This is a genomic window from Nocardia aurea (genome assembly GCF_003123685.1).
Taxonomy (GTDB): Bacteria; Actinomycetota; Actinomycetes; order Mycobacteriales; family Mycobacteriaceae; genus Nocardia; species Nocardia aurea.
Genome location: NZ_QCYJ01000160.1, coordinates 32,529 through 46,038, shown reverse-complemented (window position 1 = coordinate 46,038; position 13,510 = coordinate 32,529). Strand labels below are relative to the sequence as shown.

14 protein-coding genes are annotated in these 13,510 nt (G+C 66.8%); 8 read left to right on the top strand and 6 right to left on the bottom strand.

Annotated elements, in window-relative coordinates; genetic code table 11:
* Position 1 precedes the first annotated feature (1 nt).
* A complete protein-coding gene (locus DAT37_RS39080; protein WP_109529993.1) occupies positions 2 to 790 on the bottom strand; it encodes a bestrophin-like domain in 789 nt (262 codons plus the stop codon).
* A 310-nt stretch (positions 791 to 1,100) separates the two neighbouring features.
* On the opposite strand from DAT37_RS39080, the gene DAT37_RS39075 reads away from it, so the two are divergent.
* The 6 genes from DAT37_RS39075 to DAT37_RS39050 all read left to right on the top strand — a co-directional run bounded on the left by DAT37_RS39075 (position 1,101) and on the right by DAT37_RS39050 (position 6,787).
* On the top strand, positions 1,101 to 2,501 hold the full coding sequence (locus DAT37_RS39075; protein ID WP_109529992.1) for a family 2B encapsulin nanocompartment shell protein: 1,401 nt from the start codon (positions 1,101 to 1,103) through the stop codon (positions 2,499 to 2,501).
* A 13-nt stretch (positions 2,502 to 2,514) separates the two neighbouring features.
* Positions 2,515 to 4,050, top strand: coding sequence for a family 2 encapsulin nanocompartment cargo protein terpene cyclase (locus DAT37_RS46165; protein ID WP_109529991.1), 1,536 nt, complete (start codon positions 2,515 to 2,517; stop codon positions 4,048 to 4,050).
* A 29-nt stretch (positions 4,051 to 4,079) separates the two neighbouring features.
* Positions 4,080 to 4,952, top strand: coding sequence for a geranyl diphosphate 2-C-methyltransferase (locus tag DAT37_RS39065; RefSeq protein ID WP_109529990.1), 873 nt, complete (start codon positions 4,080 to 4,082; stop codon positions 4,950 to 4,952).
* Complete coding sequence (gene idi / locus DAT37_RS39060) at positions 4,949 to 5,518, top strand: isopentenyl-diphosphate Delta-isomerase (protein ID WP_198654666.1); 570 nt, start codon at positions 4,949 to 4,951, stop codon at positions 5,516 to 5,518. The genes DAT37_RS39065 and idi overlap by 4 nt, the downstream gene beginning before the upstream one ends.
* 99 nt (positions 5,519 to 5,617) lie before the next feature.
* Positions 5,618 to 6,166 carry a GrpB family protein gene (locus DAT37_RS39055; RefSeq protein WP_109529989.1) on the top strand — a complete coding sequence of 183 codons (549 nt, stop codon included), beginning with the start codon at positions 5,618 to 5,620 and terminating at the stop codon, positions 6,164 to 6,166.
* Positions 6,167 to 6,436: 270 nt separating this feature from the next.
* Positions 6,437 to 6,787: a hypothetical protein gene (locus DAT37_RS39050; protein ID WP_109530013.1), complete on the top strand. Its 351-nt coding sequence runs from the start codon at positions 6,437 to 6,439 to the stop codon at positions 6,785 to 6,787.
* 3 nt (positions 6,788 to 6,790) lie between these two features.
* Here the strand turns inward: DAT37_RS39050 and DAT37_RS39045 are convergent, their stop codons facing one another.
* The 3 genes from DAT37_RS39045 to DAT37_RS39035 all read right to left on the bottom strand — a co-directional run bounded on the left by DAT37_RS39045 (position 6,791) and on the right by DAT37_RS39035 (position 9,879).
* On the bottom strand, positions 6,791 to 7,522 hold the full coding sequence (locus DAT37_RS39045; RefSeq protein WP_109529988.1) for an aspartate/glutamate racemase family protein: 732 nt from the start codon (positions 7,520 to 7,522) through the stop codon (positions 6,791 to 6,793).
* A complete protein-coding gene (locus tag DAT37_RS39040) occupies positions 7,522 to 9,069 on the bottom strand; it encodes an NCS1 family nucleobase:cation symporter-1 (protein WP_109530012.1) in 1,548 nt (515 codons plus the stop codon). The genes DAT37_RS39045 and DAT37_RS39040 overlap by 1 nt, the downstream gene beginning before the upstream one ends.
* Positions 9,070 to 9,153: 84 nt before the next feature.
* Entirely contained in the window at positions 9,154 to 9,879 is a 726-nt protein-coding gene (locus DAT37_RS39035) for a GntR family transcriptional regulator (protein ID WP_109529987.1), read from the bottom strand.
* 146 nt (positions 9,880 to 10,025) lie between these two features.
* On the opposite strand from DAT37_RS39035, the gene DAT37_RS39030 reads away from it, so the two are divergent.
* Positions 10,026 to 11,201 carry a serine hydrolase domain-containing protein gene (locus DAT37_RS39030; protein WP_109529986.1) on the top strand — a complete coding sequence of 392 codons (1,176 nt, stop codon included), beginning with the start codon at positions 10,026 to 10,028 and terminating at the stop codon, positions 11,199 to 11,201.
* An 11-nt stretch (positions 11,202 to 11,212) separates the two neighbouring features.
* On the opposite strand, the gene DAT37_RS39025 is transcribed toward DAT37_RS39030, so the two are convergent.
* Together DAT37_RS39025 and DAT37_RS39020 are read right to left on the bottom strand one after the other, a co-directional pair.
* A complete protein-coding gene (locus tag DAT37_RS39025) occupies positions 11,213 to 11,665 on the bottom strand; it encodes a pyridoxamine 5'-phosphate oxidase family protein (protein WP_109529985.1) in 453 nt (150 codons plus the stop codon).
* Between the two features lie 37 nt (positions 11,666 to 11,702).
* The gene (locus DAT37_RS39020; protein ID WP_109529984.1) at positions 11,703 to 12,527 is read right to left on the bottom strand and encodes an SDR family oxidoreductase; all 825 of its coding nucleotides are present in this window, start codon (positions 12,525 to 12,527) and stop codon (positions 11,703 to 11,705) included.
* 128 nt (positions 12,528 to 12,655) lie between these two features.
* Here DAT37_RS39020 and DAT37_RS39015 point away from each other — a divergent pair, with 128 nt between their 5' ends.
* Positions 12,656 to 13,471: a TetR/AcrR family transcriptional regulator gene (locus DAT37_RS39015; RefSeq protein WP_232840275.1), complete on the top strand. Its 816-nt coding sequence runs from the start codon at positions 12,656 to 12,658 to the stop codon at positions 13,469 to 13,471.
* Positions 13,472 to 13,510 lie beyond the last annotated feature (39 nt).

The following is a 13,510-nucleotide window of genomic DNA, read 5'->3' as shown; positions in this document are numbered from 1 at the left end:
GTCACGTCACGCCCATCACGTTGATGTACATACTCTCGAACGGCTCCGGATCGACGCTGAGTTCACTGCGGAACGGGAAGTCCAGGATCGCGATCAGGAAGATCATCGCGCCGAGGAAGAACGCGAACAGGCCACCGAGGACGAGGTGCGCGCCGCGATCGAGACTGAACAGGCACAGCAACACCAGGTTGATCACGCCGCCGACCAGGATCACCGCCCACAGCACGTCGGGGATGCCACCGGAGGCGGCGTTGATCCGATGCCGCCGCTCCTGGTCGAACCGCGCGAACTGGTCGATGGTCGCGGCGTGCACGATCCCCTCCGCGGCGGTCTCGGGCTGGAACGCCAGCAGATGTTCCTGGAACCGGGTGACCAACGCCGTCCCGCCCACGGGTTCCTCGCCGCGGCGCAGCGCGGGAAAGCACACGAGCAGCATATTGTCGGTGTAGTCGATCAGGTCCTGGCGCAGCACCGCGCGTTCGGGTTCCGGATAGGCGCTGACCTCGCGATACAGTGTGCCCACCGCCGCGGCCTCGTCGGCGACGAGACCCTGTGCCACGTCCGCGTTCTCGTAGGTGGCCGCCGCGACGAGACCGAGAAGCAGACCGTAGAAGACACCGCCGACCGTGAGCACCATCGTCACGGTCTCGTTCTTCCCCGGCTCGGGGCCGAAGAGCCCGAGCACGAGCGGGCGCGCCAACCAGATACCCGTACACGCCACCAGCACCGCCGTCGCGGTGACGATGAGGAAGTCCAACCAGACGGGCAACCCGTACATCCAGGTGAACATGGGAATCCACGATAGCTATCTCGTGGACATCCGGCAGCGAATCTCGGTTCAGGACCCGATCTTCTGCGTGTCCGCGTCATCGGCCGCGTGTCGCGTGCGCATGATCGGGAATCGGCCATTCTGCGAATTCCACTGCGCCGCCGACTATCCGCGACCTAGCATCGTCTCGTCTGGAACGCAGTGTCGTGTAAGTCAATTCGTTCGAGTGACTGTATCCACCTGCTCGTGCCCCTCCGCAATTCCGAACAGCCATCGATTCGCAAAATCTCGGCGAACGTCTCTTCGGCCATCTCTGAGGTGAGGACCACGCATGACCATCGAAATGCCAGTCAATACGGAAAACGCTGCGCGGCAGTCGCTGTCGACCACCGCCGCCCACCAGCTCGCCACCACCACCAAATCCGAACCCCAGATGCAGGGCATCAGCTCACGCTGGCTGACCCGCATGCTGCCGTGGACGCAGGTCAACGGCGGCGTCTACCGCGTCAACCGTCGGCTGTCCCACACCGTCGGCAACGGTGAGGTGGAATTCGTCATCGACGGGCCGAGCGCCCGCGTCATTCCGCTCGAACTCACGGAAATCCCCGCACTGCACGGCGTCACCGATGTCGACACCCTCTCCGCGGTCGCCGACCGATTCGAACAGCACGATCTGCCGCCCGGCACCGTCGTCACCGAATTCGGCAACCCGATGAACCAGCTCATCCTCATCGTGCACGGGAAGATCGCCACCATCGGCACCGACGAATACGGCGAACACACGCGACACCGCGTTCTCGCAGCGGGCGACTACTACGGCGATGCCACCCTCACCGATCCCGACACGATCTGGCCCCACACCCTCAAAACCCTGACCAAGACCACCCTGCTCACGCTGTCGCGCAGCGCCCTGGACGGCTTGCTCGACCGGCACCCCGCGCTCGCCGAGCACCTCGCACACCACCGGGAGAAGCCGCCGCAGAACACCAAGGGCGAGGCCGATATCGAGATCACCTCCGGTCACAGCGGGGAGCCGGTGCTGCAACCGACCTACGTCGATTACGACACCAACCCGCGCGAATACGAACTCAGCCTGGCGCAGTCGGTGCTGCGCATCCACACCCGCGTCGCCGACCTGTTCAACGACCCGATGAACCAGACCCAGCAGCAGTTGCGCCTCACCATCGAAGCGCTCTACGAACGTCGCGAGCACGATCTCGTCAACAATCCCGAATTCGGGCTGTTGCACAACTGCGACCTCAAACAGCGCATCCACACCCAGTCCGGACCGCCCACCCCCGACGATCTCGACGAACTGATCTCCATGCGCCGCAACACCACTCTGCTGCTGGCCCATCCCAAGGCCATCGCCGCCTTCGCCCGCGAATGCACCAAGGCGCACATCTACCCCACCCCCACCGTGGTCGACGGACACCAGGTCCCCGCCTGGCGCGGCATTCCGCTGCTGCCCTGCAACAAGATTCCCGTCAGCCCGACGAACACGACCAGCATCCTGGCGCTGCGTACCGGCGAGAAGAACCAGGGCGTCATCGGACTGCACCAGACCGGCATTCCCGACGAGTACGAACCCAGTCTCAACATCCGCTTCACGGGTATCGACAACCAGTCGATCATCACCTACCTCGTCAGCTGCTACTACTCGACCGCGGTGCTCACCCCCGACGCCCTCGGGATACTCGACAACATCCAGATCGCCCGGCAGGCCGACTGACCGGGCGCCGAGCATGTCGGTCATCTCCCGTGCGACGGCGCCACCGGTAACGAACGATCTGGCATCGATCGTCGCGGCCCTGCTGTCCCTCGCCGATACCGCCGCTCCCACCGATCCATTCGGCGACGCGCGGCCCATATCCGCAGTGGCGGAAGCGGTTTCGAAGACCATCGAAGGCGGTCCCGTCCCGTCACGCGCTTCGGGACTGCTCGGCCCCGCCGGTCCGGGCACCGCAGCACTGCGACTGCCCGCCTCGGCCACCCCGTCACCGATGATCGCACCGCGTCACACGGCGACCCACCGGTCGCCGGCCTCGTCCGCTGCCGCCCCACCCCGGCGGCCCGAAACCGCGGCGGCGCGGTCCGATTCACCATCGATTGGACATTCCGACGATCATCCCGCTATCCCGATACCGCGCACATTCCCCCGAGTTCCCGTCGGATCGGCACAGGGGGTCGATCCGACGGGTTTTCATCCACCGTCGGTCCTCCCGCCTCCCGGTGGACCCGTCACACCCGCGACGGTCGTTCGCGTACCTCGCGCATCGGAACCGATCGGGCACGGCCAGCGGGTGGCACCTACCGCCGCCGGGGACATCCCCCCGCTGTACTGCCCGCCGCCGACACGTGACGATCCGGTACTCGCCGAATTGGTGAACGACGGACTCCTCGCCTGGGTCCGCGAAATCGGTCTGTACGAAGGCCGGACGGCGGAATTGCGCGAGGCGGATTTCGGCCGACTGATCATGCTCGCCCATCCGGATTGCGACGATCCGGACCGGTTGCTCGCGGCGGCCAAATGCGCGGTCTCGGAATGGTCGGTCGACGACTACTACTGTGAGGAAGGAGCGGAGGGCTCCGCCGCCGAACTCGGCCCGCGGCTCGAACTCGTCGCCGCCGCCATGGATCCCGTCCACCTGCCCGTGCGCTACATCGCGGAATCGGAGGCGGCGATGCGCGCGGACCCCGTCCTGCGGGCCTTCCGTACCTCGTTCGACCATCTGGGGCGCTACGCCTCGCCCGCCCAACTGGCGCGGCTGCGCACCGAGATCGCGGGCTGGTTCATCGCACTCGGCGCGGAGGCCGGCTGGCGGGTGACGGGGCGGATGCCGCCGGTATGGGAGTACCTCGCCAACCGGCAACCGCACAGCTTCCTTCCGTGTATGGCGCTGTGCGATGTGGTCGGCGGCTACGAACTCGGGGCGGCGGAATACACCGACCCCGTGGTGCGGCGGGTGGTCACCACCGCCGCGCTGGCCGGTCAGCTGGTGAACGATCTCTATTCGATGGCGCGCGAGGACCGATCGGAGCACCGGGAATTCAATCTCCCGACGGTTCTCGCCGCCGAGGAGAACTGCTCACGGCGGGAGGCGGTGCTGCGAACCGCCGCCGCGCACGACGAACTGATGCACCGGTTCGAGAGCGAGGCAACCCCGCTCGCAGCGACGGGTTCGCCCGAATTGCACAGATTTTTGGCCGGATTGTGGGCCTGGATGGGCGGCAGCCGGGCGTGGCATACCGGCAGCAAGCGCTATCAGGATGTGAAATAGCCAGTACCGCAACGAGAGGATGATCGCGAATGACCATGCTCGGCCCCGACACCACTGCCGTACTGCATACCAGTTATCAGCAATCCGTCGCCGACTATTGGAACAACAATCCCAACGACGACCGCGTCAACACCGAACTCGGCAAGGTGGACGGCCTCTACCACCATCACTACGGGATCGGTGACCCCGATCTCTCGGTGCTGGAAGGTCCCGAGGACACCAGGCAGGAACGCATCGTCGAGGAACTGCATCGGCTCGAGACGGCCCAGGCCGACCTGCTGCTCGATCACCTCGGGGAGGTGCGGCCCGGTGATCGCCTGATGGACGGCGGTTCCGGCCGCGGCGGTACCAGCTTCATGGCGCATCAGCGGTTCGGTTGCCGCGTGGACGGCGTCACCATCTCCGAGTACCAGGTGGGTTTCGCCAATGAGCAAGCGCGGCATCGCGGTATCGCCGACCAGGTGAATTTCCACTTCAGCAATATGCTCGAGACCGGATTCGAGTCCGGCGCGATGCAGGGGATCTGGACCAACGAAACCACCATGTACGTGGATCTTTTCGACCTGTTCGCCGAATTCTCCCGGCTATTGAGACGCGGGGGACGCTACGCCTGCATCACCGGCTGCTCCAACGACGTCGCCGGCGGGCGTTCGTCCTCGGTCAGCCGGATCGACGCGCACTACGGCTGCATGATCCATCCGCGCAGCGAATACTTCCGTGCGCTCGCCCGCAACGGCCTCGCGCCGATCTCCGTGGTCGATCTCACCCCGGCGACGATTCCGTACTGGGAACTGCGCACGAAATCCGAGCTCGCGACCGGTATCGAGGAGCCCTTCCTCACCGCGTACCGGGAAGGTAGCTTCCAGTACCTGCTGATCGTCGCCGATAAGGTGGGGCGGTGACCGAGACCCTGGCCGAACCACTGACCGATCGCGAGGCCCTGCCCGTCGAACTCGTCGATGACGCGGGCCACGCGATCGGCGCGTGCCCGGTCTCGCAGGCGCATCAACCTCCGGGACTGCTGCACCGCGCGTTCTCGGTGCTGCTCTTCGACACCACGGGCCGCGTGCTGTTGCAGCAACGGGCCGCGGTCAAGACCCGATTCCCCCTGGTCTGGGCCAATACCTGCTGCGGCCACCCGGCTCCGGGCGAATCGGTGACCGACGCGGCCGCGAACCGCCTCGCCGAGGAATTGGGCCTGACCACCGACCTCACCGAGGTCGGCGTCTTCCGCTACCAGGCCGAGGACGCCGACAGCGGGCGGGTCGAGCACGAATGGGATCACGTCCTCATCGGAAGGCTCGGGTCGGCGCGACCGCGTCCCGATCCGGCCGAGGTCGCCGATTTCGCGTGGGTCCAGCCCGACGCGCTGCGCATGCGTCTCTGTGACGATCCCGCGAACTACTCCCCCTGGCTCGGGGGTGTGCTGGAGATCGCCGACGAGGCGTACCACCGGACCGAAGGGTAGTCCGACGTATCCGACGCCGAACCGGTCGAGACGAGCCCGTGGATTCGCGGACTCTCGACCGGTTCGGCGCACGGCCCCGATCCTCTGGATCGTGGCGTCATGAGTGATGACGTTCCCGCGTGGGCGTACGAGCGGGTGAGCGTGCGTCCGTTCGATCCTCGATGGGCCGATCGGGCGCGGGTCGAGCGCGCGCGGTTGATCGAACTGCTGGCGCCGTGGCTGGTCGACGGTGTCGAACATGTCGGGTCGACAGCGGTTCCGGGGTTGGCCGCCAAACCGATCATCGATCTCATGGCCTCGGTGAACGATCTCGATGTCGTCGTTGTCGAAGCCGCGCAATGCTTCACCGTCGACGGCTGGTGCTTCGTGCCGCCGGAACTGGACGGTCGGCCGTGGCGTCGCTTCTTCGTCAAACCGGACGAAACCGGGCAGCACCGAATCGCCCACCTGCACCTGGTCGCCTCCGGTCACCGGCGCTGGGGCGAACAGATCGCATTTCGCGACGCCCTGAGACGGGACGGGACGCTGGCCGACGACTACGAGCAGCTCAAACGGCGGTTGGCCGACCGACACGAAGATGACCGCGAGGCCTATACGAACGCCAAGGCGGGATTCATCGCGAAGGCACTCGGACTCGCGCCCGACTGACCGGCCTCCCCAGCCTTGTTTTTCGGTGACACGCATGCGTTTGCCACTTCCCGATGCGATCACACATTCATTGATGCGCATATCAGCGTACTGACATGTAGTTGCTTCCGGAGTGTCGCCTCCCGTTCGCAGGTTCGGATCGGCGGGAAGTTCCCGGTCGCGCCGATTCGCGCGGAAGCTTGGGTAAATCACAGGTTTGCCACAGGGTCACACCAGGCGCGCGGTGGATCGTTGAGGGGTACGCAATTCCCGCGGCAAGTGAGGTGCACCATGGTCGAGGTCGAAGTCACGCAGGACAAGGTGACGGTGAACGTACTCGGGATGGACCGGATCCTTTCGCTGCGCGAACAGGTGACCGTCGACCTGTCCGACATCACCGAGATCGCCCTCGCCGAAGTCGATCTGCGCCCGCCGTGGGTGCGCGCGCCCGGCGCATTCTTCCCGGGTGTGATCGCGGCGGGCACCTATCGGGGTAGACGCCGGAAAGAGTTCTGGGACACCCGATTCGGCGGCCGGGCCATTCGCATCGATCTGGCAGGCACCGAATTCACCCGCATCGTCGTCGATGTCGCCGATCCGGACCTCGCCCTGGAGGAACTGACCTCGGCCGTCGCCGCCTGACAGTCAGGGACGACCGAAGGGGCGGAGAACGCCGCGATACGTTTTCGACGGGGGCGCGGCGAACTCCCCCCGCCCGGATTTCCTGAGACCGAGGGTGACCAGCGACTGCACGGTGAGGGTGGCGGCGGCGACCCCGTCGACCACCGGGACACCGATCTCGGCACGTATATGCGCGCACAGGTCGGCCATGCCCGCGCAGCCCAGCACGATCGCGTCGGAGCCGTCGGCCTCGACCGCCTCCCGGCAGGCCTCGGTGACGATCTTGCGCGCGTTCGGATCGGTGTCGAGCGCGAGCACCGGGATCTCACAGGCATGGATGCCGCGACAGAAACGGCGCATCCCATAGTGTTCGGCGAGATCCTCCGCCCGTCCGATCGTGCGATCCAGCGTGGTGACGATGCTGAAACCGCGCCCGAGGTGCGAGGCCGCGCGCATGGCGGCCTCCGCGATCCCGATCACCGGTCCCGCCGCGAGTTCACGGGCGGCGTCGAGGCCAGGATCGCCGAAGCAGGCGATCACATAGCCGTCGACACCGTCACGTTCTCCGCGCGCGATGGCATCGAGGATGCCGGGTACGCTGAGGGCCTCGTCGTAGTGGCTTTCGATCGACGCGGGTCCCATCGCGCTGGTGACCGCGTCGAGCAGTGTGCCGGGGCCGACGACGGCCCCGGCACACTGCTCGATCGTGTCGGTCATCGCCCGCGTCGTGTTCGGGTTGACGACACGGATGCGCATCAGGCAGGAACCTCCCCCGCGGCAGGCTCCGGAACGACCTTGCCCGCCGCCGCGGTACGCGCGGCCAGCAGGTAGTAGACGACGAATCCGAGCCCGCACCCGATGAACCAGCTGTACTGCGCGGCGGTATGCATCCCGGTCACGCCCTTGGCCAGCACCGGGAACATCGCGACGGCGGCGCCGACGGCTGTCGCGATGATCGCGTTCGGGTTGTAACCCTTGCTGTACCAGTAGCTTCCGGTGGTCGACATGGTGAACAGATCGTCGACCCGCACCTGCTGCTTCTTGATCAGGTAGTAGTCGGCGATCAGCACGCCGAACAGCGGGCCGATGAACGCGCCGAGCACCTCGAGCGTGTAGTGGATGACATCCGGGTTGTTGTACAGGTTCCAGGGCGTGATCAGCACGGACCCGGCCGCCGCGATCATGCCGCCCGCCCGCCAGCTGATCCGCTGCGGACTGACATTGGAGAAGTCGAAGGCGGGCGAGATGAAGTTGGCGACGATATTGATGCCGATGGTCGCGATGGTGAAGGTCAGCGCGCCGAGAACGATCGCGAAGGTGCTGTCGATCCGCGCCACCGTGGTGACCGGATCGGTGATCAGCTCACCGTAGACGGGCACCGTCAGCGACGCGGTGATCACCACGAGCAGCGAGAACAGCAGGAAGTTGACCGGGAGTCCGAGCAGGTTGCCGCGCTTGACCGCGGTGAAGGACTTTCCGTACCGGGAGAAGTCGCCGAAGTTCAGCATCGGACCGGAGAAGTAGGACACCACGAGCGCGATCGCGCCGAGCATCACCGGCAGCGCGTCCCAGCCGGTGTAGGTCACCTCGCCGAGGTTGAGGTCGATGGCGCTCCAACCGGCCTTGGCGATCAGGTATCCGCAGAGCAGGAACATCACCACGTAGACCGCGGGACCGCAGAAGTCGATGAATTTCCTGATGGCTTCCATACCGCGCCAGAACACACACGCCTGCACCACCCACAGCAGCAGATAGCTGCCCCAGCCCAACAGCGACAGCCCGAGGAAGCCGTAGTCGTCGACCACCGCGTACGGGGCGAGGTCGGGAAACAGTTTGATCAGCACCACGTCCAGTGCCGCCGACGCCAGGAAGGTCTGGATGCCGTACCACGCCACCGCGATCAGACCGCGGATGATGGCCGGGACGTTCGCGCCGAGCACACCGAACGCGCTGCGGCACATGACCGGATACGGAACGCCGGTCACCTGACTCGGCTTGGCCACCAGGTTGCAGAAGAAGTAGACGATGGTGATGCCGACCAGCAGCGAGACGAGCACCTGCCAGCTGGCGAGTCCGAGCGCGAACAGGCTGCCCGCGGTGACGTAACCGCCGACGCTGTGCACGTCCGACATCCAGAACGCGAAGATGTTGTACGAGCCCCACTTCTGCTCACGCAGCGGGGCCAGATCCTCGTTGGTCAGCCGAGGGTCGTAATCCTTTGTCGCCGTTGCGGGTTGCGTCGCCGGTCCAGCATCTCGCGGTGTGGTGGCCGAGGACCCGGCCGGGGCGAGTGTTTCGGTCATGGTGATTCCCATCCGAAGGTGAAACTGTGATGGTTCGACGGTAGGAATCCCGCATTGCCCGACAATTGCGCCGTTATTGCCCGACTATTGCACGACAGATATATCTTGCGCGGGCGCCAGCAGCCCGGTGTCGGTGGGCAGGGTCGCGATCACCTTCTCCAGCCTGCGGTGGTGACCTTCGGCGATGAGCAGCAGCCGGTCGATATCGCGGGCGAGGAAGGCATCGAGCATGAGCGCGTGATCGGTGTGCAGGCGCACCCGGTCGGCGCGCCCGATATGCACCATGGACTGCACCGGCTCGGTCACGTTCCACGCCGATTCCAGCATGTGTAGCAACCGGAACATGCGCGAGGGCCGGGTCAGCGCCACATGGAAATGCCGGGACTGCCGGTGGTAGGCGGCCGGATCGTCGTCGCGGATCGCCTGTTCCAGCAGCGCGTTGATCTCCCGTAGTTCCTCGCGGTCGGCGTCGCTGGCGTTGGCGACCGCGGCGGCCAGCGACGCGTTCTCCAAAGTCTCACGCACGATGTACATTTCGCGAAGTTCGGCGGCGGTCAGCTGGGCCACGGTGTAGCCGCCGTGCGGCTCGTGGGTGACCAGCCCCTCCCCCATCAGCGTTTTGAGCGCCTCGCGCACGGGAATGTGGCTGACACCGAATAATTCGGCCACTTCGCGCAGCGGTATCGCCGTACACGGCGGCACCGCCCCGTCGAGGATCACCCGGCGCAGTTCGCCGAGAATGATCTGTGGCCTACCCGGCTCGTCGACAACCAACCTCGCGAGCAGGGCCGAACGTCTCCGTGGAGGCATGGACCCACCGTAGGACAGACGTGTTGCGATCTCGGTTCCTGATGTGACGCTCAGGAAAATGCACAACCACTCGCGGCGGGCGGCGAGATGACGATTCGACCACAGGTCTTACGCTGTACGAGATGACGGAAGGGAGGACACCACCGATGACCACGATTCCGACCACGCAATTCGTCGACCGCCGCTACGCGACCCTCGTCGCCGAATTCGACCGGCTGTTCCGCCGCCCCACCGACGGCGGCGGCGCCCTCGCGGTCTACCTACACGGCGAACCCGTCGTCGACGTCTGGGCCGGTTACGCGGCCCCCGACCAGCCGTGGCAGCACGACACCGTGGCCATGGCCTACTCGACCGGCAAGGGTGTCGCGTCCACCCTGCTGCACCGCCTCGCCGAACGCGGCCTGCTCGACTACGACGCACCGGTGGCCGAGTACTGGCCGGAATTCGCCGCGGCCGGCAAGGAACGGATCACCGTCCGCGAACTGCTCACGCACCGGGCCGGACTGCATCGCCTGCGCGGTCTGCTGCCGGGACCGGCGCAGACCTTCCTCGACGACGCCGCGGTCACCGAAGCGCTCGCCGCCGCGACCCCCGATCCCCGGCATACGGTGACCAGCGGATATCACGGCATCAGCTTCGGGCATCTGGTCGCCGAACTCGTGCGCCGGGTGAGCGGCGCCGATTTCACCGAACTCCTGCGCACCGAGATCGCCGAACCGCTCGGCGCCGAGGAACTCTGGTTCCGGGTGCCGGAAACCGAGCGCCATCGCATCGCCCCCAACTTCCCGCGTCTCACCATCGCGGGCATGAGCTGGGACGCCAGCGCGAACCTGCTCGGCCGCAGCCGTTTCACCTCTGCCGCCGCCGAGACCACCCCGCAGGGTTTCGCCGATCTGGTCGCCGACCCGCGCCTGCACGATTCGGTCATGCCCGGCGTCAACGGCGTGTTCTCCGCCCGCGCGCTGGCCCGCCTCTACGGCGCGCTCGCCGACGGCGGCACGCTCGACGGCTATCGACTGCTCCGTCCCGAGACCATCGAAGCGATCAGCACCCGTCAGGTGTTCACCCCCGACTACGTGCTGGCGTTCCGCATTCCGTGGGGTCTCGGATATCACGGCGTGCCGATGAAACCGTCCAAGGCGGAACCGATTTCGGCGTTCGGCCATTTCGGGCTCGGCGGCTCGGGCGCGTTCGCCGATCCGAGCACGGGCATGTCGCTCGGATTCGTCACCAATCGGCTCGGCGGCAGACTGACCCCGCTCGGCGACGCGCGGCTGGCACGGCTGGGCACGGTCGCCCACAATCTGGCCAAGAAGGGGTAGCCGCCGGGGCACTACATCTTCCGGAAATCCCAACTGGTGAATTTGGTGGGTTCCAGGCGCAGCCAGGCATGGCGACCGTCGTAGTGCATCTCGTCGCGACCCGCGTATTTGCGGGCGAACAACAGCTCGGGAGTCGCCAGATCCGGGTCGGGGGCGCCGGTCCGAGGCGCCTCGCCGACCGGGGTCAGCACCCCGCGAATCTCCACCCCGCGCAACTCGTTGAATTCACGGCCCGCGTCGATGAGCACGGCGACCTTGGGATCGCGCACGACATCGGTCCAGCGTTGACTCTTCACCACCGAGTTGAGCCATAGCGCCGTTCCGTCCCACACGAACCACAGGGGCGTCAGGTGCGGCCCGTCCGCGCCGGTCGTGGCCACGCGACAGGTCCGTTCCTCGGCGAGGAAGGCGTCGACCTCGGCCGGGGTCATGGCGATCTTGCGTCCTCGCCGTTGTTCTTTCATCGAATACGACCTCTTTCGGTTGCCGTGTGGGCGGCGCTCAGCGCCCGAGCATGAAGTTGACCACGGGCGTCGCGGCGGGGAACGATCCGGCCATCCCGGAACTGAAATATCCGGAGTCGGAGGTCAGGGTGATGCCGTTGACGGCGGAGGCGGCGTCGCTGCACAGGAACAGCAGCGGGCGGGCCTGCTCGATCGGTCGCGCCGGTTCGGTTCCCGCTACCGCGCGGAAGTCGGCGCCGAAGCCGAGCCAGCTGGCGGCGTTGGCGCGGGCCAGCGGGGTGTCGGTCGGGCCGGGGCAGATGGCGTTGATCCGGATTCCCCTGCTGCGCAAGGGCAGCGCCTGCGTCGCGATGTAGGCGCAGACCGCCTGCTTGCTGAACATGTAGTCCGCTTTGCCGTGCTCCACCGCCCACCGCGCCGCGTCGTGGAAGTCGGTGATCGACAGATACTCCTGCAACAGCGTCAGATTCGACTCCCACCCCAGACCCGCCGAGGAGGAGATGAATCCGATCGCCGCGCCGGACGGCAGCAGATCGGCGGCGAGCAACCGGTCGATCAGGTAGCGGTGGCCGAGGAAGTTGATCCGCTCGATTCCGGGGGTGCCGTCGGCCACCCCGGCGGCGGCCACCAGCGCGTGCACCGGCCCGCCGATCTGTTCGAGCGCGGCATCGATGGTGGCGGCGTCGGCCAGGTCGAGCGCGATCGTCCGCACTCCGGCCATCGTGATGGGCGCACAGTCGGCGACGATGACCTCGGCGCCCGCGGCGAGCGCGAGTTCGGCTGTGGCCGCGCCCATTCCGGTCGCGCCGCCGACCACGAGCACCCGTTTGCCATCGAATCGGAAGGCGTCGAACAACGTCATTGTGTTCTCCTGTGCCGCGCTGGGCGGTGTCGTGCGAAGCGGCCGGGGTGACGACGCCACCGCAATGCGATCACCGCTCCCATTTCCGATTCGGTAGTATGCGAGCGCCGATCGCATACTGTCAAGGGGTGCTGCCCCACGAGCGGATAGAGGCGAATGCGCTGTTACCGACCCGACCTCGCGCCGTCGACGGCGCCATGACCCGCCCCGACTGCCCGGATCCCGACGCGCCCGAGCCCGGATCGGCGCAGTGGTGGCTCGAACGCGCCGCGACGGAGAACCGGCGCAGGCCGCGCGACGGCGGCCTGTCGACCACCAAGATCGTCACGGCCGCGGTGGATCTGCTGCGCGAGGACGGTGTCGACGCGCTGACCGTGCGCCGGGTCGCCGAACGTCTCGATACCAGCAGCGCGTCGCTCTATCGCCACATCGCGGGCCGTGACGAACTGATCGCGTTGATCGCCGACCACGTCATGGGCGACATCCGCCTGGTGCGCACCGGCCGCGGCTGGCGCGCCGACGCCGAGGCGCTGATGCACGAGACGCGGCGCGTCATCCTGTCGCAGCCACTGCCCCCGGCCGTGGGTCGCGGCACCGCCGGGTACGGACCCAACACCCTGCGCCTGGTCGACGCCGTGCTGGAATTGTTCCTCGAAGCGGGCAGCACCCCCGAGCAGGCCGCGTTCAACACCACCACGATGATCCAATTCGTCGCGGGAGCGGTCGATATCCAGCGCAGTGTCGCGGGGCGCGGCCCACTCGGGGCCTCCCGCTCCGACGGTTTCGCCCGTCTGCTCGCGAGCCTGCCCGCCGAGCGCTACATCGCCCTGCGCACCGCGGGCGCCGCGTATGTCGCCGCACCCACGGACGACGTGTTCGCGCACGGGGTCGCGATGTTCCTGGACGGAGTCGCCAGTCGACTGCCCGCCCCCGACGCGGAGTAGCGCCCGACCGTTGCCGCCACCTCGGCAAGATTGCTATTC